Here is a 20,799-nt window from a genome sequence, read left to right on the forward strand (position 1 = left end):
CTTGTACCCGTGAAAAAACATATCTACATCTACTCGCCCTCCAGCGCCGTGCGCGACAAAGCCAGCTTCAAGCGCGGCGTCAAGCGTCTGCAGGCACTGGGCCATGAAGTCGAAATTGACGAAGCTGCGCTGGCCACGCACCAGCGTTTTGCCGGCGACGACGAAACCCGGCTGGCCGCCATCCACCGCGCCGCAGCCAGCGGTGCCGATGTGGCCCTGATCTCGCGCGGCGGCTATGGCCTCTCGCGCATATTGCCGGGCATCAATTACAAGGCCGTGGCCAAAGCCATCGGCAAGGGCACCGAGTTTGTCGGCTTGAGTGACTTCACGGCATTTCAGCTGGCCTTGCTGGCGAAGACCGGCGCCGTGTCCTGGGCCGGCCCTGCGCTGGGCGAGGACTTCGGCACCGAGGCGGCGCCAGACGACATCATGGAAGCCTGTTTTGACGACCTGATCACGGGGCAGGGCGAGGGCTGCGGCTGGCAGTTGCCCAAGAGTGCTACGAATTCAGTAGCTGGTAGCGCAGCAACTGCGGGTGCCACAGCCAAATTCAACATCAAGGATGCGGTGCTGTGGGGCGGCAATTTGGCCATGTTGTCCTCCTTGGTGGGCACGCCCTATTTGCCCGCCATCAAGGGCGGCATCCTGTTTATCGAGGATGTGGGCGAGCACCCTTTCCGCCTGGAACGCATGCTGACGCAGTTGCTGCATGCCGGTGTGTTGGCTCAGCAAAAGGCGGTGATTTTCGGGCAGTTCAGCAATTACAAGCTGGTGCCGCACGACAAGGGCTTCAAGTTGCCCACCGTGGTGGCGTGGCTGCAGGGCCAGATCAAGGCGCGCGTGCTGACCGGGCTGCCGTTTGGCCATGTGCCCACCAAGGTGCTGCTGCCCATCGGTCAAAAAGTGACGCTGGCTGTGGAAGACCGGGATGCATTTTTGCTGTGGAGCCATCAGCACTAGGCTGGCCAAGGCCTGTGCGCAGACAAAAATAAACCAGCGCGAGGCTGGTTGATGGCTGGGCGAAGGGCAGTGTTCAGGTGGTCAGTGAACTGGGCCGTGAACACAGCCCGCGCGGCAACAGTCCCTTGAACTTGTCATTGATGCGTTCGATTTTTTCGCGGGCAAGGGTTTCGCCGTGCATGGCCGCCAGCACAGCCATCACGTCCCCACGGATGTACCACAGGCCTTGGGCATCCTGGGCATAACGCACCCGGCGCGTAATCCTGGGGTAGTTTTTTTCACCAAACTCGCCGAGCTCGTCCAGGATGAACTGGCGGATGTCGTCGATGCGGTCTTCCAGCATGGAGGGCGTGACTTCAACCGGCCCCAGCAAGGCCATGAAACTGTTTTTTAAGTTGGTACTCAACCAGCGCATTGGCTCAAAACTTTCTCCTGGAAATCTGCAGGTATGGGCGTGGGGGCGATCAGCTCGTTCACGCGGAAGGATTTCTTCTGTTAGATTAAGACCGACTTGGCCCGAGTGCAAGTTGTTTTGACTAAATGGTTAACGTAAAACAACAATTGAATCAAGACGTTAGTAACCAGATGTCAGGTGAATTCTAGATACCGGTTGAACCTAAATCTTTTGCGTTATATCGCTTGTTAGTCCCCTAACCAAAAGTTTAACTTCCATTTATTTCACTTTCTTTTCAGCCGCCGAGACCGACATGACCACTTCCATGACTGCTTACCCGTCCCATTACATCAACGGCCAATGGGTCAAGGCCCAATCGTCTGAAATCCTGCCGGTGTACGACTCCAGTACGGAAGCCCTGATGGCCACGGTGCCCGCCGGGACCGTGTCTGAAGCGCAAGCCGCCGTGCGTGCGGCACGTGCGGCATTTGACGGCTGGGCTGCGTTGCCGGTTGAGACCCGCGCGGCTTTTCTTGACAAGGTCGCCGCCGGCATCAAGGCCCGTACCGAAGACCTGGCGCTGGCCATTGCGCGTGAAGTAGGCATGCCGCTGAAGATGGCGCGTGCCGTGCAGGTCGGCGGCCCGGCCTGGCACTGGGGCAACTTTGCCAAGGTGGCGCGCCAGTTTGAATGGGAAAAGAAAGTCGGCAACTCCCTGGTGGTGCGTGAGCCGATTGGTGTGGTGGGTTGCATCACGCCGTGGAATTTCCCGCTCAGCCAGATCACGCTCAAGATTGCGCCGGCCATGGTGGCCGGTTGCACCGTGGTGCTCAAGCCCAGCGAAATTGCGCCGGTCAACGCCATGATTTTGGCCGAAATCATTCATGAAGCCGGCCTGCCGCCCGGCGTGTTCAACCTGGTCAATGGGCTTGGCCCGGTAGTCGGCGAGGTATTGGCCACCCATCCCGAGGTGGACATGCTGAGCTTCACCGGCTCGACGCGTGCGGGCAAGCGGGTGAGCGAACTGGCCAGCCAGTCCGTTAAACGCGTGGCGCTCGAATTGGGAGGCAAGTCGGCCAGCGTGATTCTGGAGGATGCCAATCTCGAAGCCGCCGTCAGGGGCACGGTGTCCGCCTGCATGCTCAACAGCGGGCAGACCTGCTCGGCCCATACGCGCATGCTGGTGCCGGCCAGCCGCTACGAGGAGGCCAAGGCGTTGGCGCAAGCCGCCATTGCCAAATTCAGCATCGGCCCCAGCCTGGACGAGACCAGCAAACTGGGCCCCCTGGTGAGTGCCGCACAGCGTGACCGTGTGCTCGATTTCATCCGCACCGGCATCGAAGAGGGGGCCGACGTGATTGCCGGCGGCGCGCAAGCCCCCGCGATGGAAAAGGGCTACTTCGTGCAGCCCACGATTTTGGGCATCAAGGCCACCGATACGCTGGCGCAGGAAGAAATTTTTGGTCCGGTGCTGGTGATCATTTCCTACCAGGATGAGGAAGAGGCCGTGGCCATCGCCAACAGCACGATTTACGGCCTGGGCGGTGCGGTCTGGAGCGGCACGGACGAGCATGCGGTGAAAGTGGCGCGCCGCATTCGCACCGGGCAGGTGGACATCAATGGCGGCCCGTTCAACGGCCAGGCGCCGTTTGGAGGGTATAAGCAATCGGGCAATGGGCGCGAGAATGGCGTTTACGGTTTCGAAGAGTTCCTGGAATTCAAGTCGCTGCAATTCAAGCCGGCCGCCAGCTGATGCCAGCGGCGTCTGACCGGTGCATAGGGCTGAACCTGTGTTGTGAGTGCTTATGGTTTATGAGGCCTGTGTTTTAATCAGCCAAAACAACTACAGGCAACAGCAACTTTTCCCATGGCAGAAGTTACCGTCGTTTTTGCCGATCTCACAGGTAGCACCGGGGTTTTTGAATCACTGGGCAACGCCAAGGCAACCAGGGCCGTCACGCGGCTGACCGAATGGATTGGCAAGGTTTGTGATGCCCGCGGCGGGCGTGTCGTGAAAAACCTGGGCGACGGCGTGCTCGTCATGTTCGCCCAGAACAGCAGCGCCATTGAGGCCGTGACCGAACTTCAGCGGGTGCATCAGGAGCGCATCCGCAGCTGGCCGGAGCCGCTCAAAATGCGGCTCAAGGTGGGCATGGCGCGTGGCGAGGTGGTCGAGCAAGGCGGCGACTGCTTTGGCGATGCGGTCAATCTGGCGTCCCGCCTGAGTGATTTGTCCGGCCCCGGCCAGATTTTCGCGACCGAGGTGGTCATTGCTCAGCTCGAACCGGATAGTGCGGTGCGGTTCCGTGCCTTGGGCGCCATGGATATACGTGGCCGCAGCGAGCCCTGCCTGGTGCACCGCATCGAGTGGCAAAACGAAGTGCTGTCGGAGTTTTTCACCATGCCCGCCCATTTGCCGGCGCCTTCTTTGGCCCGGCCGGCGGCTATCGAACTGTCCCGGCTGGATGCCCGTGCGGCGTTTGCCTCGACCCAGCTGCCCATTGTTCTGGGCCGCAACTCCGAATCGCAATTTCTTGTGCAAGACCCGCGGGTCTCGCGCCAGCACGCCCAAATCGAATGGCGCGCGGGCACGTTTTACCTGCACGATCTCAGCAGTTACGGCACCTGGGTCCGATTTACCGACAACCCGGCCGTTGTGGGGCTGCGGCGGCAGGAGTGCGCCTTGCTGCTTGAAGGTGAAATGGCGCTGGGTGCGTCCTTTGACGACCTTAATGCGCCCATTGTCCGCTTCAAATTTACCGCCGGCGTGCCGGGCCAGTCCGTTCATGGCGCCCGCGCCTTGGGCGAAGTGCTGCGGTAAGCATCGGGTTTGGAGGCTGTTGGCGCAGCGCTGACCGCTGGCGTCTCATTCATCAGGAAAAACAAGCTTGATCTGGTTCAAACGCATTGCCGCAGCGCTGTTGCTGATCATGCTGATCATCGCGGCCGCCGTGGGCATCTATGTTTACCGGGCTTTTCCGGCGCTGGACGGTGAACTTCAGGCGCCCGGCCTCCAGGGCCCCGTGACAGTGGCGCGCGACCTGGCCGATGTGACCCACATCAAGGCCGCATCGCCGCGCGATGCCTGGTTTTCTTTGGGCTATGTGCATGCGCAGGAACGCGGCTGGCAGCTGGAGTTCAATCGCCGCGTGATGCATGGCGAGCTGTCGGAGGCCCTGGGCCCGGCCACGCTGGAAACCGACAAGCTGATGCGCGCGCTGGGCATCATGCGTGCGGCCGAGCGCCAGTGGCAGGGCCTGCCGGCCGAGGGGCGCAATGCCATGCAGGCCTACAGCGAGGGCGTGAATGCGTTTTATGCCAGCGCGTCGCAAGCGCTGTCGCCCGAATTCCACATTCTGGGCATTCAGCCCGGCGGCAGTTCGGGCAATGCCTGGTCGCCCATCGACTGCCTGGGCTGGTCGCTGATGATGGCCCTCGATCTGGGGGGCAACTGGGGCACCGAATTTGCGCGCCTGTCGGCGGCCAGGGTCTTGGGAACCAGCCAGCTCTGGCAGCTCTTTCCGCCTTACCCCGGCGAGCAGCCGGCTTCCCGTGTGGATTTCTCCAGGCTTTATGCCAGCCTGGGGGTGTACCGGAGCGACTTGCCAGCCGCTACCAAAACAATAGCAGCTTCCGTCCATTCCTCTTGGGCTGGAGACCTGTTTGATAAAGAATCATCGGCAAAATTGGCAAGCGCCCTGGCCTCGGGCATCAATGACTGGGCCGCCGGGCTGGGCCAGGTCGATGGCAAGGGTTCAAACAACTGGGTCGTGGCCGGCACGCACAGCCGCAGCGGCAAGCCGCTGCTTGCCAACGACCCCCATCTGGGACTGTCGGCGCCAGCGATCTGGTACTTTGCCCGCCTGCAGGCGCCCGCCGGCAGTGCGAGCACCGGGCTCGACGTCATGGGGGCCACCTTGCCCGGCCTGCCGTTCGTGGTGCTGGGGCGTACCCGCCAGGCGGCCTGGGGTTTTACCAATACCAATCCGGATGTGCAGGACTTGTACCTGGAGCAACTCAACCCGGCCAATCCGCAGCAGTATCGGCTTCCCGGCGCGGATGCCGGCAGCCAACCGGTCTGGGAAAACTTCAAGACCCGCCAGGAAGTCATCAAGGTGAAGGGCCAGCCTGCGCTGGCTGTGCTGCTCCGGGAAAGCCGCCACGGGCCGGTGCTCAGCGATGTCCAGAAGTCGCATGCGGACCTGCTGGATCTCCGCAAATACGTGGTGGCGCTGCGTTGGAGTGCGCTGGACGCCGACAACCAGACCGTGCTGGCCGGGCTCAGGGCGAATCAGGCACAGTCCGCCGAGGACCTGGTGGCCGCGTTTGCAGCCTACCATTCGCCCATGCAAAACGTGGTGATGGCCGACGTGGCCGGCCATACGGCTTTCAAGGCCGCCGGGAAAATCCCGCTGCGCCAGGCGGACAACGATATTCGGGGCGTTGCCCCTTCACCCGGCTGGGATGCCCGCTACGACTGGGCCGGCTGGGTGCCTTATGCGCAAACGCCGCAAAGCGATGCGGCCGCCATTGAGCGCAAAGGCTGGCTGGCCACGGCCAACCAGCGCATCACGCCGCCGGACTACCCCATTTTCATGGGGCAGGACTGGACCGTGCCCTATCGGCATGACCGCATTGAGCAATTGCTCGCAGCCACGCCCAAGCACGACATGGGTTCCATGCAAAAAATCCAGGGTGACCAGCTGTCGGCGGCAACGCTGCGTTTGCTGCCATTCCTGAATCAGGCCTTGCTGTCATCGCCCACCCATCCACTGGCCTGTGCCGCCCGGCGTGCGATGGCCGGCTTTGACGGCACCATGCGGGCCGACCTCGCAGCGCCGCTGATATTTGCGGCTTGGGTGGACGAACTCACTCGCGGCGTCATCGGCGGCAAGCTGGGCGACGCCACTTTCAAGGCCCTGTACGGCAAACGCCATTTCAGAAGCACCATCGAAGGCATCATGGAACGCAACGATGCCGGCTGGTGCGGTGCGGCCGGCTGCCTTGCCCCATCCGCCGCGGCGCTTGACCGGGCGCTCACCCGTCTGCAGGCCGCCTATGGGGCAGACCTCAGCCAGTGGTCGTGGGGCAGGGCGCATGTCGCCCTGTCGGCGCACAAACCGTTTGCCAATGTGCCCTGGCTGGCGCGCTGGTTCGATGTGCGCGTTCCCAGCGGCGGCGACACCTTTACGATCAATGTGGGCCAGTACTGGGACAACGGCGATCAAGCGCCTTTTGTCAACCGGCAAGCGGCATCCCTGCGCGCTGTTTACGACCTGGGCGATCTGGAAAACTCCCGTTTTATTTTCCAGACCGGCCAGAGCGGGCTGGTGTTTTCCAGCCGCTACCGCGATATGCAGGACAACTGGGTGGCGATTGAATACCGGCCTTTGCAGATGAATCCAGCGCAATTCACGCATCTGCTTACGCTCAGGCCCTGAACGCGGCCCTTGCTGCTGAGACGTGTTGGCCCTGCGCAAGCGGCAGCATTTTTGCGGCGAATTCAAGCCGGGATGGCGTCAATATGGAGTCGCTCCCAATGGCGGTGCTGGGCGATGGCGGCCTGGAAGTCCTGCGTCACCTGGCCATCCAGTACCTTGCGCGATTCGGCAATGATGACGCCGGGTGTCGGCATGGCCACCAGGTCCGGATTTTTGCCGTGGCTGAAGCCCAGCGTGCCGAGCAACTGCGCGCCCTCATTCACGGCACAAATGGTCTTGCAGTGTTTGTAGGCTTCCAGCACGAAGTGAACGGCTTCGCCGAGCCCGCAGAGCGCCGCGGCACTGGGGGCTCCACCGGGAATCAGCACGGCATCAAACATCACCGAGGGCATGGTGGCAAAGGTATGCTCCACGACCAGTTGCCGGCCACCGGACGTGCTCACGGTGCCCAAGTGTGATGATAGAATTTTGCACACCGCGCCGGCCTCGCTCAGGTCTTTCTGGATGCGCCGCACGGTGGCGGCTTCCACCCCGTCGGCCACAAGAATGGCAATTTTGCGTGTTTTGACGCTGCCACCGGGTTGGTTCGTCATGCGCAAGGACGGATCTTCGTCCACCTTGCGGGGAATGCGGAATTCGCGAAAGCCGAGCCGGCCTGCGGCCGCTTTTGGGTCCGGGGCCTGGATGCCCAGCGGGGCCGCGACCCGTGCGGCCAGCTTCAGGTCCACATGCGCCAGGTTGTCGACCACGCGCTGCCGGATTTCCGGCACCTCGACCTTGCACAGCTCAAACCTGAAGGCTGCGACGATATGCTCTTTTTCGGCTGCGCTCTGGCTGCTCCAGAACAGCGTGGCCTGGGAAAAATGATCGTCAAACGAGGGACTGCGCCCACGGATTTTCGGCGACGCCATGGGCTCGGCGTGGGACTGAAAGCCTTGCGCCGCACCATCCACCCGGAACTCCATGCCATTGCCCAGTGTGTTGGGTTCATAAGCCGCACGCCCCTTGCTGATGGTCTGGCGGTGCATGCCGTCCCTCTGGAAGTTGTGCATGGGGCAGACACTGCGGTTGATCGGGATTTCATGGAAGTTGGCGCCTCCCAGTCGCGACAGCTGGGCATCTGTATAGGCTAACAGGCGGCCCTGCAGCAGCGGGTCGTTTGAAAAATCGATGCCAGGCACCAGATGGCCCGGGTGAAAAGCCACCTGTTCGGTTTCGGCAAAAAAATTGTCCGGGTTGCGGTTCAGCACCAGCTTGCCGATGATTTGTACGGGCACCTGTGCTTCGGGAATCAGCTTGGTCGGATCCAGAATGTCAAAGCCCAGCTCGTCCTCCTTGCCGGCGTCCACGATCTGCACGCCCAGCTCCCATTCAGGGAAATTGCCGCTTTCGATGGCATCCCAAAGGTCGCGCCGGTGAAAGTCGGGGTCCTTACCGGCAATTTTTTGGGCCTCATCCCAGGCCAGGCCATGCACGCCCAGCTTGGGTTTCCAGTGAAACTTCACGAAGCAACTGCTACCGCGCGCGTTGACGAAACGAAACGCGTGAACGCCAAACCCTTCCATCATTCGCAGGCTGCGCGGCAACGCGCGGTCGGACATGGTCCACATCAGCATGTGCGTGGTTTCAGGCATCAGCGAGGCGAAGTCCCAAAACGTGTCATGGGCACTGGCCGCCTGCGGCATGTCATGGTGTGGCTCCGGCTTGAGCGCATGGATCAGGTCCGGAAATTTGATGGCATCCTGAATGAAGAAGACCGGCATGTTGTTGCCCACCAGGTCGTAGTTGCCTTCCGGGGTGTAAAACTTGACGGCAAAGCCCCGCACATCGCGCACGGTGTCCGCGGACCCGCGGGCGCCCGCCAAGGTGGAAAACCGCACAAACACGGGCGTTTCGATGTCCGGGTCCTGGAGAAACGCCGCGCTGGTGTACTGCACCATCGACCGGTAAACCTCGAAATAACCGTGTGCCGCGCAACCGCGTGCGTTCACCGCACGCTCGGGAATACGTTCATGGGCAAAGTGGGTTATTTTCTCGCGGAGGATGAAGTCTTCTGAAAGGTTGGGGCCACGCGCGCCGGCCTTTAGTGAATTGTGGTTGTCCGGAATTTGCACGCCCTGACTGGTCGTCAACACATGCGTCGTACCGGCTGTGAAAGCTTCGAGCTGCTCCTGCTTGTCTTTGGCGCGGTCGCCGTGCCCGGTGGATCTGGCGACCCTGCGCTTGGATAAGGGCATGAAAAATTCCTTGGGTGAATGAAGCAACCGTCTTTCAGCCCGGCGCAACTGCCCCGCGAAAGGCCTCCCTAGCGGCACTCAGCGGGTCATGAGTCGAGCAGGCTCTCCAGGCCCTTCACGGTAACCAATAGTGCCAGTGCGGCAACCGTTCCGGCCAGGAACCAGCCCAGCCATTCCTGCACGAATTGTGCAATGTCGTCTGGCAAAAGCATTGAAACCAGAAAGAGTCCCGCCGCCCCAATCAGCGCCGCCAGGAAGATGGCCAGGAAGGCGGTGTTTCGGGGATTGGCGTGAACCCTCCACGCAGCCAGCAGCCCCGCGGACACGCCCGTCAACAATCCACCACCGATTAACTTCATGATGACTTCCCCTTGGGCCAAGGCTGCTGACCGGTGTATCCCACCATAGTCATTGGCTGCCGTCAGCCACGTAGCCGGAAGCCGGTGATGTGTGTAGGGGCCGTCTGCTTCTTGCGTAAGACATGGCTGACCAGGAGACGTTATTTGTCTGGTACAGCCATGAAAAATGACCGAAGCGAAGTCGGTTTAGCCGCGTCTGGGGGTTAGTCCCCAGGCCGGCGATGGCGCTTCTCCTACATCGGCACACTGCCGCTTCCCGCAATGACGCTGACTGCCATGGGCTAAATTTTCAGCATGAACTACGAAGTGATTCCCGTCTGCGTCAAGCACCAGCATTTATGGGGCGTGCGGCGATGAAAATGAGAACCTATCTGGTCGAGGACAACCCGACCATTCGCGAGAACCTGATCAGTACGCTGGAGGAGCTGGCGCCGGTTGAAACCGTGGGCACGGCGGATACGGAAGAGGAGGGCGCCACCTGGCTCACGCGCAACACCGGGCAATGGGACTTGGCCATTGTGGATCTGTTTCTAAAAAGTGGCAGTGGTCTGCACGTTCTGGAAGCCTGCCGCACGCGTGCACCCTTGCAGAAAATAGTCGTCTTCAGCAACTATGCGACCCGCGAAATGCGTTCTCGCTGTGCCCAGTTGGGTTCCGATGCGGTTTTCGATAAATCTACCGAAATCGATGCCTTGCTGGCTTATTGCGTCACCCAAAGCCAGGCGCTTGATCCGGATGCGAATCACTCATCTCCCCGTCAAGGGGGCTGATGCATGGCGCACATAACGGTTCGCTTCAACAGCAGCAGCCAGTCAACCTGGGTTCGTCGCCCTTCAATCAAACGGCCAGGCAGGCGCCTTGCCGCACTCAGTTTTCTTCGAAAAGGGTGCCCTTGCGTTTTCACACAGCCTCCAGCATTTGCGGGTAAAAGCGAGGTTCCGTTTTCGCATTGAAGCGAAAACGGTTCAAAAGCCTAGTGTGCGACGGCCAAGACCACCAACTTTACAATCAGCAAGCCAGCAGCGACTACAAGATACCCACGCAACACAAGCATCCACATACGGCTGGAAAGGCTCAGACGCGCTGGAGCCAGCGTTTCCATGACGGGCATGCGCCAGTTGTCGCGCTCAACCTGTGAGGCCTGGTTGACTTCAACTTGAACTACCTGAATGCGCTCGCTTTTCTCGTAGAGTTTGACTCCGATTGCCAATACAGCACCAATGGCGGTGCCCCCAGCCAGTACAGCCAGGATGTGTCCATCGCTGATGCCCGGAAAAAGAACAGCGGCAGTGAGAATGACCGACAGCATCACCAAAACAGCAATGATGGCTGCGGTGAACCAATTGAGCCTTTTGGAGTTCACCCATGGACCCAGCACGGCTTTGTCATTGCACAACAAAAGCAAAAAAACAGTCGCGCTGGGCAGCAGCACCCCTGCGAGTGTCTGAACCAGGTTGGTCAACAGTCCCAGGGGGGTACCAGGGGTCAGCACCAAAGCAGCTGCAACAATAATCAAGCCAATGTAGACAGCGTAGAAAGCCTTCGCATCGCCAGGCTTGCGGTGCAACGAGTGGCGCACGGCGAACACATCACCAATCGCGTACGCCGTGGACAGGGACACCGCCAGGGCGCCAATGATGGAGGCATCAATCAGGGCGATGGCAAAGAAGACACCAGGCACGCGGCCGAAATACTTCCCCAGGCCGCTGGCCACACCGGCTGCATCTGTGAAATTGCCAAACTCCGCCTGGCCAGCAAAGGTTTCTGCGGTGAACGCCATCATGGCCACTGCACCAACGACTACCAGTACGATGCCCAGCCAGAGGTCCAAGCGCTGGTAGCGGATGAATCGAGGCGTGATGCGTTTGTCAATCACATAGCTTTGCTGGAAGAACAGCTGCCAGGGCGCAACCGTAGTGCCCACAATACCAATGATGAGCAGCATCACGTCGCTGAGCTTGCTGTTTTTGGGCATTTGGGGAACGAAGAAGTCGTGCGCAATCTGCCCTGGTGCTGGGTGAACCATCAGCGCAATTGGAATGAGCAACAGGCTGGCAAACACCAGGAACATCGAAAACCGCTCAAAGCGTCGGAAGTCCCCCGTACTGGCCGCCGCAATGATGATGACGGCCGAAATACCTACACCCCAGATGCGAGACACACCCAGGTAATCCAGGCCCAGGCTGATACCGATGAATTCGGTCACGATAGTCAGGGCATTGAGTAAAAACAGGTCAACGACACTGAAGGCTCCCCAGAACTTGCCGAAGCGCTCAAAAATCAGGCGCGCATGTCCCACGCCAGTGACCGCGCCCAGGCGTAACACCATCTCCTGGTTGACATACAAGACAGGCACCAGCAGTAACAAGGTCCACAGCAGGGAAGTGCCGTAGTTTTGGCCGGCTTGCGTGTAGGTTCCGAAGGCCCCGGCATCGTTGTCGCCCACCATCACAATCAGGCCGGGCCCAAGAATGGCCAAGAGGGTCTGCCAGCGCTGCTTCCAGCTGGTACGGGCTCCGTGGTCACCATGTTTGATGGTGCCAAAGGCACCCCGGATGTCACCGATGTGGGCGCTGTCCAGCACCGCACTACCACCATTGATTTGCACAGTGTCATGAGTTGCAGTGAGATGCGTCATGATGTTTCTCCCTAATATCGTGGTTGTAACTTTGTTTCAGCGCATGCTGGTTAGCATGGACAGAAGGGGGGCATGGGGAGCTGTGGAAATCGGGTCGTGGTGACGGGCGGTACGGGCTCGCTCAGCGAACTTCATGTGTGCCCAGGCACGTCCGATGTGCAGCGTGTGTCCAGCTGCGGCTGCGAAATATTGAATGTTGAATGTCATGACAACACCTCGGAAAGGTTTGCCTCTTGCGGGGCACTAACTCACCACGCACAAGACATGACGCAGCGCTTTGAGCGCCTTTCACGATGTCGAAAGGCGCTCAAAGGCAAAGCCAAAGCTTATGCAACAAATTAGGAGATGTGCCGCGTTGCCAAGAACTGGCAACCGAGAGTAAAACTACAACACACCGTCCTGCTGAAACCAGCGAGACGGTGCGGAAAAAGGCCGCTTACGTACTCGCTGATTCGTTCGCCAGGGGCGAACAGGTACTAGGGCCAGATTCCATGGATTGCTCCGTTATTGAGATACGCGCATTTTCCTATTGACAGACATGGCGCGTCAAGCCTGATTAATGCATTTTTAATGTCTTATGTGTAAAGTTGGTCCCAACTGAGAATCAGCATCAATAAGGGAGCTGCGCTTCCAATGCAAAAAGTGCATCTTTGGCAACCATCGACTGATTGAAGCCCGCCGCTGACGCCTTGGGCACTTTGACGCCGTATCCATCGGAGGATCCGCCTCGATTACTCGGACTTTTCCTCCTGATAGACGGGATAGACGGCTGTTCATCTCAGCGCTCCAATATCCTTCCCCGTGGGGAGGGAGGCATCCATAGCATCTCCGCCGCAAGCAGACATTGGAGTCTCTCCGACGGATCGCCAGAAAGTTCTACTGCATGAACCAACCGTGGCTGACCACCAGCGATTGACCCGTCAGCGCGTTCGAGTTGAAGCTGGCGAATAGCAGCGCCACGTCGGCCACATCCTGCACGGTGGTGAACTCGCCGTCCACCGTCTCCTTGAGCATGACCTTCTTGATCACGTCGTCTTCGCTGATGCCGAGCGCCTTCGCCTGCTCGGGAATCTGCTTCTCGACCAGCGGCGTGCGCACGAAACCTGGGCAGATCACGTTGGCGCGGATGCCGTACTTGCCGCCTTCTTTTGAGACCGTTTTGCACAGCCCGATCAGTCCGTGCTTGGCTGTCACGTATGCCGATTTCAGCACCGAGGCTTCCTTCGAGTGCACCGAGCCCATGTAGATGATGCTGCCGCCCTTGCCGGAGGCCTGCATATGCGGCACACAGGCCTTGGTGGTAAGGAACGCGCCGTCAAGGTGAATCGCGAGCATCTTCTTCCAGTCAGCGAACGGGAAATCCTCCACCGGATGGACGATCTGGATACCGGCGTTGCTGACCAGCACGTCAATACCCCCATAGGCAGTGACCACCGCCGTGACGGCGGCGTTGACCTCGTCTTCGCTGGTCACGTCCATGGCCACCGCCATCGCGATGCCGCCGGCCTTCGTAATCTCATCGACGACCGCCTGAGCGGCGTCCTTGTTCAAATCGGCTATGACGACCTTGCCGCCTTCACGGGCGTACGTGAGAGCAATTTCCTTGCCGATGCCGCTGGCGGCGCCGGTGACGATGCAGACCTTGTCCTGGAGTTTCATGGGAGTCCTTACGGGGTTGGGTGGGTGTAAAAAGTCAGACCAGATAGTCGTGTACGACGGTGCCAAGGCCGAGCGTCACGTCGGCCAAGACGTGGGTGCCCGAGATCACCTCCAGGACCGGCAGGCGCGCGACGGGTGCCAGTGCATGGTGAGCCAGTTCAAGCGCGGCTGGGCCGCTCCACGCCCCCTTGATGGCCACGTCTTCAAGAAAATAGCGCACCAGTTCGCAGATGCGTGGGCTGCCGTCGACGTGCGGAATGATCTTGAGCAGGTAGTTGGGCGCGAGCATCCCCTGGAGCACGGCGGTGGGCTCGAGCACGCGGTGCTTGAATCCCATCGTTGCGGTCGCCACGCGCACCGAGCCGTAGTCCAGCGTGCCCAGCAGTGTGTCTTTCTCGACCGTTAGCGAGGGCGCCGCCAGCTTCTTCGGGAAGCCCCACAGTTCGCGGCCGCCGGCGATAGGTGCCTCGTCGTTGAGGTACATGGAGTGCACATAGCCGCCCGCCTTGCCCTCGAACGTGACGGGGATCACCTGGCCCGACTCGGTGTAATCGCCGAAGCCGGTGGAATCGGGCATGCGGATGAACTCATACTTGACGATCGGCTCCGTGACTTGCAGCGGCTCGGGCACGACGGCGCGCAATGCATCGAGGTCGGTTCGGTAGGTCACGATCAGGAATTCGCGGTTCAGAAAGCGGTAGGGACCGGGCGGGAACGCTGGGCTGGTCAAAGGCATCGCGAAAGCGTTACGTTTTACGTCGTCGATGTTCATGGGTTCGCTCGGGCCGAAGAAGGACTGTCGGAAGTGAGATCGAACACATGCACGCCGGTGGCGCTGGGTTCGTGGTGGATCCAGCGTGGGTCATGCAAGGTGTGCGCCATGTCGGCGCGGCCGGCGCCCCAGTGCTCCTGCATCGACAGGCGCGAGAACTCGTAGTCTTTCGACTGGCTCTCGTAATGCTTGCTGCGGTAAATCAGATGCACCACATCGACCGCACCTTCGCAACGCACACGTGAAAGCGCACGCACATCCGGGTCGTCGCGCAGCGCGGCCGGTAGCTTTGCAATCAGGCGCCGCGCGGCTTGCGCGATCACCTGCCGGTCGAGCTCCATCCTCGTATTCAGGCGCGTACGGCTGGAGAAGCGGATGTCCTTCTCTCGCTCGGTGGCCTCTGCCAGTGTCGTGGGCAATGCGCCGATCGCGGCAAACAGGTCGACCTGGAACACAACCCGGTGCCGCTTGCCTGGCTGGTCGAGGACGTACTGCAGTGGCGTGTTCGAGACCAGCCCCCCATCCCAATAATGCTCTCCATCAATCTCGACCGGGGGGAAGCCCGGTGGCAGCGCACCGCTGGCCATGATGTGGCGCACATCAATGCGTTGCTTGGCCGAATCGAAATACTCGAAATTGCCGGTGCGCACATTGACCGCTCCAACCGACAGACGGACCGAGCCCGAGTTGATCAGGTCAAAGTCGACGAGTCGCTCGAGTGTCTGCCGCAGCGGCGCTGTGTCGTAGTAACTGATCGCCTCCAGCGTTCCTCGCGCCTGGAACGGTGCTGGCGGGAAGCGCGGCGCGAAGAAGCCCGGCACACCGAACAACATGCCGTTCGTAGCGCTGACTTCGTTCAAGGTCTCGCGGATGGCGGCGCTAGGGGCGAGCGCCGGTGGCTGGTTGGCTGAACTGACAAGTTCCCAAAACTCGCGCAGCCTTGTTATCCGAGAGGCTGCCTTGTTACCAGCGATCAGCGCTGCATTGATTGACCCGATCGAAATGCCAGCCACCCAGGTGGGTTCGCGGTAGACCTTGCTTAGCGCCTCAAACACACCAGCCTGATAGGCACCAAGAGCCCCTCCACCTTGCAGCACGAGGATGCATTCCTTGCCCTCATGAGGCGGCGGCGCTATGACGGCTCGTGGGGGAGCATGGGGAGTTGGTCGTGATGACGTCATAGGTTTGGTGAATCGTGGTAGGAAGTCGTCCAGTCGGCTTGCGGGACGGGCATGCCGAAACAAACAGATTGATCGCCTGGTAGCTGACGGCAACGCCAGCAAGCAGGATAACCGGAGGGGCGCTATGAGTGACGGCACTGAATAATGCTAACGTCCCAAGTCAAGCGCACCCAGGGAGCATCTGAGATATTCAATGTCCTTTTAGAACAAACCCGATGCAATATTGATGGTCAGTGCGATTAAAGTGGTGTTGAAGAAAAACGCCAACACACATTGCACCGTGCCGGTTCTGCGCATCTTACGGTTTGTAAAGCTGACATCGGCGGTTTGCCCAGACGTTCCAATGACGCTGGCGAAATAGAGGAAATCACCGTAATCCGGCGCATGGCCACCAGGAAAGTCCAGGCCACCATGCCCACCACGAATTTCCATGGTGTAGTAGTCATGGGCGTAATGCAGTGCAAACATCACTTGAGTAAAGGCCCAAGACGACACAATTGTGAGCGCCGCCAGCCCAATGTGACCATAACGCAGCGTACCCTTGAGGTCCTTGACAACGGCCAGCTCGGCCACGATGGCACCTATGCACATCAACGCCGCAGTAACAACCAAGACAAGAACCACAATACGGCCTTCGTCGTGTTGCAAAGCACGCATGCGCATTCTCTCGTGGGTGGACCAGAACATCATCCGGGCGGCGAGTATCAGATAAAGACAGGCCCCAACGTTCCAGCCGACGATGGCTTTGGTAATCGTTTGCTGTACCACCGCTTGCGGCAGCGATAACGCCGTTGCCAAGCCGATGACGAAACAAATCAAAAGCCTTGGCCGAGCCAGCACCAATCGTATCAGCAGAGGTTTTGACTGGTGGGGATTAACAGGTGTTTGTGTCATTGAGTTGTTCGAAATGAGTTCCAGTACAAGAGTATTGGCCTTCTCACGGTGGGACGGCTAGAAAAAGGCGGAAGCCGAGGCAACCAGTCCAATGGCGGCAGAGCCTACCGAGCTCCACAAGAGCCAGCGTCGCTTGGTCAGCACAGTAATGGCCGCCAGCGCGATTGCGATTTGGAGGAACGTTAGCGCCAATGCAAGACGCTCATGAGGCCTGAGTTTGGCCTCAGAATCTTCTCCCAGCTTACGAGACTCGGCCTGCAGCTTTTTGGCTTCGACCTGGATTTCAAGCCTCTCAGTGTCTTCTTTTGCTTTATCTGCCAGAAAACGGGCCTTAACCTCGGGGTCGGTGGCCAAGGCTGCAGTCGCTTCATCGAGATGACTTTTCATCGACTTGGCTTGATAAAACGCCCACTGGTCGCTGGCTTGGGATTGCTTCAGGATGCTTTCGTTTTTTAAGAACATCGCCTCGTTTTGAGCATTGCCACTTTGGTAGCTTATCAGCGCTCCCACGGTGGCGAGAATCGCAGTCATGAGTGCAATTTTCTGGGTTAAGCTGTCGTGTTCTTTTTCAACAGCTTCTTCAAGCGCATGCTCGTGCGGGCTTGGTACTTCGTATTCATTTTCCATCGTGACTCCTAAACCGTAAACCAGGGATGCTCATTTGCAGAATTACAGAGTGGACAGAAACCATCTTTTAGCAGTGTAGCAAGGCAAGGCGTGTGTAAGAACGCACCGAAGTGGCGCCAAGCTCACGTAGTTTCATGCTTTTTCTCAACTGAACAGGGTTTACTACAGCACTCGCCATGGATTTTGTGTTCTCCCACGAATGTCCGGTGCTGTCGACGCTGGTCAACCAAATTCTTGTTAAGGCGTTTGAGTTTCAGAGTCTCATATGTTTGAGCTCCGCAAAACAACTCATGAAGGAATCACCATGAAATCTCAACTCCGTGTATTGGCCACTACGGTTGGCTTATTTTGTGCTGCCACGGGTTTTGCCCAAACGGCCGCACCTGTGACAAAAGCAAGTGCTCCAGTGAATACCTCAGCAGCCCCTGCGACTAAAACTCCAGCAGCTCCTATGGCCAAGACAGGTGCTACTCCTGCTGCCAAGACTGCAGCGCCCACCACGGCAGCGGCTGGCGGTGGAGATGGGAAGGTATGGGTCAACACGAAATCCAAGACCTACCACTGCGAAGGCACCAAGTTTTACGGAAAAACAAAGGTTGGCGAGTACATGACAGAAGCCGATGCCAAGGCGAAGGGCAACCACGCCGACCACGGCAAGGCCTGCGCCAAGTAACGCTGAACGGCGCATGTCGCAATCCAAAGGGCGCTTAGGCGCCTTTTTTTAAGGCAACACAAAATAGTTCATTTGTGAAAAGAATTTACTCGGCGGCTCGGACCGGGCCTCATCACGGGGGCTGCCGACAACGACCCAAGCGGCATCGCCACTTACTCGCAGGCCGGTTCCCAGCTTCGGTTCGCACTGGTTTGGACGCTGTTAATCACCACGCCACCGATGATTGGCTTCCAGATGCTGTCAGCTCGCATTGGCTGGGTGACTGGAGAGGGATTCGCGGTGAATATCAACAAGATGTTTCCCTGTTGGTTGACTACAACTTTGATGGGTCTGCTGGTTGCCGCGAAGACCTTCAATATTGCCGTCGATATACGCTGAGCCGCAATGCCCATTTCTGGTCTTCGAGGTAGGGAAAGTGTCAGAATGGAAAGAATACCAGCCGTCCCATGCTCAAACAGACACAACCCGCACCTTCTCCAAAAACCATATCCATAACCGCCTCCGTCAGGATGGTCAGTTACGTGCTGGCAGTCGTGCTATGCATTGGCACGCTCATCTACGGTCTATTGCCAGGCCTGCTGGCTGTTTGTCTGGGCTATCTTTTGGCGGTTGCTCTGGCTGGGGAAGGGCGCATCAAAGGCCCTCGGTTGAGTCCGGCACTGGCCGCCGCCGCGGTAGTCCTTCTTCCTTTGTTGGGATTAGGGCTTTTGCTTGCAAACGCAAAAGGCATGGCTTTCGGTGCCGTCGGGCAGTATCAGGCGCTCCTGCAACACCTGGCCGGTACCGTCCTGGAAATCCGCCAAAAACTTCCTGCCGAACTTGCCATTCACCTGCCCGATGAGCTCACTGAGGCCCAAGTCTGGCTGGCCGATTACCTGAAATCGAAATCCCAGGCGCTGACAGGATTTGGTACCGCTGGCCTCCATGGTTTTTTACTGGCGTACGTGGGCCTGGTCGTTGGTGCGCTGATTGAAGGTACTGTCAAAAGTCGGACCAGCGCGCCCCTGCGTATTGAGGTTCGCAAGCGTGCTGGTCATTTCATCGACGCCTTCCGTCAAATCGTGGTCGCTCAATTCTGGATTGCCATCATCAACGCCTTGTGCACTGCGTTGTTTCTGCTGGTGGCGTTGCCACTGTTTGGCGTGAACATGCCGTACATTGGCGAGCTTGTGGCGCTCACCTTCTTCGCCGGTCTTATCCCTATTGTTGGCAACTTGGTTTGCAACAGCGTGATGACTCTCGCCGGAGTCTCAATTTCTCTCGCCGTGGGCTTGGCCTGCTTGGTATTTCTGATTGCAATTCATAAGACGGAATACCTGATTAATGCAAAAATCCTGGGCAAGCAAACCAACACCGCAGCTTGGGAGTTGCTTGCCGTCATGTTCGTCGGCGAGGCGGTATTTGGATTACCGGGCCTGGTCGCTGCACCCTTGTATTACGCTTACGTGAAGAAGGAACTCCAGGTGGCCCAGCTGGTTTGACGTCCGTCCGACCTGCAAAAACGGGCCTTACGGCTCGCTTAGGTAGCCTATCTCCTGAACACGGCATGTCATTGAATGTGTCCGGGAAACTGGCGGAAGTCCAGGGAGTTACCAAGCGGCACAGCCCATTGACGTAATTCGCCAACATTTTCGCCAATGTTGGCCTGCGAACCGAAAACTCAATGCGCGTAGGCGAGACCTCTGGGCTTGGAGTTTGTTGAACTCCGTTACATCTGAAATGCCTTCTGCGTCACTTTTCCCGTTGAGTCGCGCGTTGCAAACCCACGGGCCATCAATCAGGCTTATCAACCGGAGTATCAAATGGAAATGAATCAACCCTCGAACCGCATTCACCCCTTGATGGCGGGCGCAGCCGTGTCCGTCATGCTCGTGAGCCTACTGGGCATCGCAGCCATCACTGGCGTTTTACCGAATTCGCATGCCACCGCTGCGCAATCTACCCCGATTGCCGCACAGGCTCCCGCCGTCGCACCGATATATGCACCCGCGCAGCAAGTCGCAGCTGCTCGGGCAGTCCGCGATGAAGGCGCAATGCATAAAACTGTCGTGCATCACCATCCGGTCCAGCACGCACAGCTGCAGTCCGGCCAACAGTATTCCCAGGCACCTGCGTACCAGCAACCAGCACCTGTTGCACAAAATAGCCCTATTGGCATCGGTGTAGGCGCGGTGGTCGGAGGATTGCTGGGCAGTCAGGTCGGTGGCGGCAATGGCAAGACCCTGGCAACCATCGCCGGGGCTGTGGGTGGCGGCTATCTCGGCAACGAAATCGCCAAGCGAAATCCATAAGGCCTTGGGTACAGTCGTCAGGCAGTCCAGGCAGGCTGGTCGACTGGAAATATGTGGCGACCAGCATGAATGCCTGCATGGTCCGGGTGTCGGCTGTGCAGCACGCAATGTCCGGTGTTGATGGCGGGTGAAACCGTCATCGAAGTCATCGCCACATTGCCGACTAACAATCAGTAGCCTGCAGTGACCGGCCTGGAGCAAGCAGATCGAAAAGTTGTATGACGGCAGTCAGTCTTTTGCAGCCGACCACCGCCAATTTCTTGATGGACAGGATTGCATTGTTACCTGCCGATGCTCAGTGTCCGCTTTGTAGAATCTCAATTGCCTTCTACCTTCTAGTCAGCTGTCGTTCATGATGATCCGCGGTGTGCTCAAAGCCGACGTCTGTATCTACCGTGAGCGGTCGTTGGCGGTCCAGCGCCACCTCTGGCTTCGGCCCGATTGCCTTGGCCGCGCTCGATGCGCAAAGCCTGCGATGAGTCTGGCCCGCACCGCGGCAGGGGAGGGCGCTTCGCCCAGATGCCCGCCCTTACGGATTCGCCTGAAGACCGCCCCCGACGTGATGCTGCTTGCTTGAAGCCATGGCTCCAGGGCAGTTGCGGCGGCTCCCAGTACTGGTTTGCGGTTCTCCGGCAGATCCATGCCGGCCTGATTGGTCTCGGAATAGGCCAGT

Annotated in this window: 18 protein-coding genes and 1 pseudogene; 9 read left to right on the forward strand and 10 right to left on the reverse strand. The window is 59.0% G+C overall.

The genetic code is table 11. From position 1 onward, the window contains the following. Positions 1-9 precede the first annotated feature (9 nt). Positions 10-960: an LD-carboxypeptidase gene (locus PJE01S_RS20085; protein WP_068835453.1), complete on the forward strand. Its 951-nt coding sequence runs from the start codon at positions 10-12 to the stop codon at positions 958-960. Positions 961-1,033: 73 nt separating this feature from the next. On the opposite strand, the gene PJE01S_RS20090 is transcribed toward PJE01S_RS20085, so the two are convergent. Then, positions 1,034-1,339 (reverse strand): hypothetical protein, encoded by a 306-nt coding sequence (locus PJE01S_RS20090; RefSeq protein ID WP_084389654.1) that lies wholly within the window; start codon positions 1,337-1,339, stop codon positions 1,034-1,036. 328 nt (positions 1,340-1,667) lie between these two features. On the opposite strand from PJE01S_RS20090, the gene PJE01S_RS20095 reads away from it, so the two are divergent. The 3 genes from PJE01S_RS20095 (at position 1,668) to PJE01S_RS20105 (ending at position 6,795) form a co-directional block, all read left to right on the forward strand. Further along, positions 1,668-3,107 carry an aldehyde dehydrogenase family protein gene (locus PJE01S_RS20095; RefSeq protein ID WP_157090404.1) on the forward strand — a complete coding sequence of 480 codons (1,440 nt, stop codon included), beginning with the start codon at positions 1,668-1,670 and terminating at the stop codon, positions 3,105-3,107. A 114-nt stretch (positions 3,108-3,221) separates the two neighbouring features. After that, positions 3,222-4,175, forward strand: coding sequence for an adenylate/guanylate cyclase domain-containing protein (locus tag PJE01S_RS20100; protein WP_068835437.1), 954 nt, complete (start codon positions 3,222-3,224; stop codon positions 4,173-4,175). Between the two features lie 67 nt (positions 4,176-4,242). After that, complete coding sequence (locus tag PJE01S_RS20105) at positions 4,243-6,795, forward strand: penicillin acylase family protein (protein ID WP_068835438.1); 2,553 nt, start codon at positions 4,243-4,245, stop codon at positions 6,793-6,795. Positions 6,796-6,857: 62 nt separating this feature from the next. Here the strand turns inward: PJE01S_RS20105 and PJE01S_RS20110 are convergent, their stop codons facing one another. Both PJE01S_RS20110 and PJE01S_RS20115 read right to left on the reverse strand, forming a co-directional pair. Beyond that, a complete protein-coding gene (locus PJE01S_RS20110; protein ID WP_068835439.1) occupies positions 6,858-9,032 on the reverse strand; it encodes a catalase in 2,175 nt (724 codons plus the stop codon). Positions 9,033-9,118: 86 nt separating this feature from the next. Then, a complete protein-coding gene (locus PJE01S_RS20115; RefSeq protein WP_068835454.1) occupies positions 9,119-9,391 on the reverse strand; it encodes a hypothetical protein in 273 nt (90 codons plus the stop codon). 353 nt (positions 9,392-9,744) lie between these two features. On the opposite strand from PJE01S_RS20115, the gene PJE01S_RS20120 reads away from it, so the two are divergent. Further along, complete coding sequence (locus PJE01S_RS20120) at positions 9,745-10,161, forward strand: response regulator (protein WP_068835440.1); 417 nt, start codon at positions 9,745-9,747, stop codon at positions 10,159-10,161. A 203-nt stretch (positions 10,162-10,364) separates the two neighbouring features. On the opposite strand, the gene PJE01S_RS20125 is transcribed toward PJE01S_RS20120, so the two are convergent. From PJE01S_RS20125 to PJE01S_RS20150, 6 genes are all read right to left on the reverse strand, one after another. Beyond that, positions 10,365-12,029, reverse strand: a complete 1,665-nt coding sequence (locus PJE01S_RS20125) for an Nramp family divalent metal transporter (protein ID WP_068835441.1) — start codon at positions 12,027-12,029, stop codon at positions 10,365-10,367. Between the two features lie 876 nt (positions 12,030-12,905). Continuing rightward, a complete protein-coding gene (locus PJE01S_RS20130; protein WP_068835442.1) occupies positions 12,906-13,688 on the reverse strand; it encodes a 3-hydroxybutyrate dehydrogenase in 783 nt (260 codons plus the stop codon). Positions 13,689-13,722: 34 nt separating this feature from the next. After that, the gene (locus PJE01S_RS20135) at positions 13,723-14,460 is read right to left on the reverse strand and encodes an acetoacetate decarboxylase (protein WP_068835443.1); all 738 of its coding nucleotides are present in this window, start codon (positions 14,458-14,460) and stop codon (positions 13,723-13,725) included. Further along, the gene (locus PJE01S_RS20140; RefSeq protein WP_218017539.1) at positions 14,457-15,557 is read right to left on the reverse strand and encodes a DUF3734 domain-containing protein; all 1,101 of its coding nucleotides are present in this window, start codon (positions 15,555-15,557) and stop codon (positions 14,457-14,459) included. Before PJE01S_RS20140 ends, PJE01S_RS20135 begins: the two co-directional genes overlap by 4 nt. A 285-nt stretch (positions 15,558-15,842) precedes the next feature. Further along, entirely contained in the window at positions 15,843-16,535 is a 693-nt protein-coding gene (locus PJE01S_RS20145) for a DUF1345 domain-containing protein (RefSeq protein WP_068835445.1), read from the reverse strand. 57 nt (positions 16,536-16,592) lie between these two features. Then, the gene (locus tag PJE01S_RS20150; protein ID WP_068835446.1) at positions 16,593-17,162 is read right to left on the reverse strand and encodes a DUF4337 domain-containing protein; all 570 of its coding nucleotides are present in this window, start codon (positions 17,160-17,162) and stop codon (positions 16,593-16,595) included. A 304-nt stretch (positions 17,163-17,466) separates the two neighbouring features. Here PJE01S_RS20150 and PJE01S_RS24710 point away from each other — a divergent pair, with 304 nt between their 5' ends. From PJE01S_RS24710 to PJE01S_RS20165, 4 genes are all read left to right on the forward strand, one after another. After that, a complete protein-coding gene (locus PJE01S_RS24710; RefSeq protein ID WP_084389652.1) occupies positions 17,467-17,835 on the forward strand; it encodes a hypothetical protein in 369 nt (122 codons plus the stop codon). Between the two features lie 111 nt (positions 17,836-17,946). Then, entirely contained in the window at positions 17,947-18,213 is a 267-nt protein-coding gene (locus PJE01S_RS24715; RefSeq protein ID WP_084389653.1) for a divalent metal cation transporter, read from the forward strand. 68 nt (positions 18,214-18,281) lie between these two features. Beyond that, positions 18,282-19,316 carry an AI-2E family transporter gene (locus tag PJE01S_RS20160; RefSeq protein ID WP_068835447.1) on the forward strand — a complete coding sequence of 345 codons (1,035 nt, stop codon included), beginning with the start codon at positions 18,282-18,284 and terminating at the stop codon, positions 19,314-19,316. Between the two features lie 321 nt (positions 19,317-19,637). Further along, complete coding sequence (locus PJE01S_RS20165) at positions 19,638-20,126, forward strand: glycine zipper 2TM domain-containing protein (protein ID WP_068835448.1); 489 nt, start codon at positions 19,638-19,640, stop codon at positions 20,124-20,126. Between the two features lie 486 nt (positions 20,127-20,612). Here PJE01S_RS20165 and PJE01S_RS26060 read toward each other — a convergent pair. Beyond that, a pseudogene (locus PJE01S_RS26060) lies at positions 20,613-20,799 on the reverse strand (integrase); the annotation flags it as partial.

The organism is Polaromonas jejuensis NBRC 106434, assembly GCF_001598235.1.
Taxonomy (GTDB): Bacteria; Pseudomonadota; Gammaproteobacteria; order Burkholderiales; family Burkholderiaceae_C; genus Polaromonas; species Polaromonas jejuensis.

Coding starts and splice junctions, on each gene's coding strand:
- PJE01S_RS20145 (WP_068835445.1), bottom strand. CDS start 16,535: ATGACACAAACACCTGTTAATCCCCACCAGTCAAAACCTCTGCTGATA.
- PJE01S_RS24710 (WP_084389652.1), top strand. CDS start 17,467: ATGAAATCTCAACTCCGTGTATTGGCCACTACGGTTGGCTTATTTTGT.
- PJE01S_RS20150 (WP_068835446.1), bottom strand. CDS start 17,162: ATGGAAAATGAATACGAAGTACCAAGCCCGCACGAGCATGCGCTTGAA.
- PJE01S_RS20160 (WP_068835447.1), top strand. CDS start 18,282: ATGCTCAAACAGACACAACCCGCACCTTCTCCAAAAACCATATCCATA.
- PJE01S_RS20090 (WP_084389654.1), bottom strand. CDS start 1,339: ATGGCCTTGCTGGGGCCGGTTGAAGTCACGCCCTCCATGCTGGAAGAC.
- PJE01S_RS20120 (WP_068835440.1), top strand. CDS start 9,745: ATGAAAATGAGAACCTATCTGGTCGAGGACAACCCGACCATTCGCGAG.
- PJE01S_RS20110 (WP_068835439.1), bottom strand. CDS start 9,032: ATGCCCTTATCCAAGCGCAGGGTCGCCAGATCCACCGGGCACGGCGAC.
- PJE01S_RS20135 (WP_068835443.1), bottom strand. CDS start 14,460: ATGAACATCGACGACGTAAAACGTAACGCTTTCGCGATGCCTTTGACC.
- PJE01S_RS20095 (WP_157090404.1), top strand. CDS start 1,668: ATGACCACTTCCATGACTGCTTACCCGTCCCATTACATCAACGGCCAA.
- PJE01S_RS20125 (WP_068835441.1), bottom strand. CDS start 12,029: ATGACGCATCTCACTGCAACTCATGACACTGTGCAAATCAATGGTGGT.
- PJE01S_RS20165 (WP_068835448.1), top strand. CDS start 19,638: ATGGAAATGAATCAACCCTCGAACCGCATTCACCCCTTGATGGCGGGC.
- PJE01S_RS20100 (WP_068835437.1), top strand. CDS start 3,222: ATGGCAGAAGTTACCGTCGTTTTTGCCGATCTCACAGGTAGCACCGGG.
- PJE01S_RS20130 (WP_068835442.1), bottom strand. CDS start 13,688: ATGAAACTCCAGGACAAGGTCTGCATCGTCACCGGCGCCGCCAGCGGC.
- PJE01S_RS20115 (WP_068835454.1), bottom strand. CDS start 9,391: ATGAAGTTAATCGGTGGTGGATTGTTGACGGGCGTGTCCGCGGGGCTG.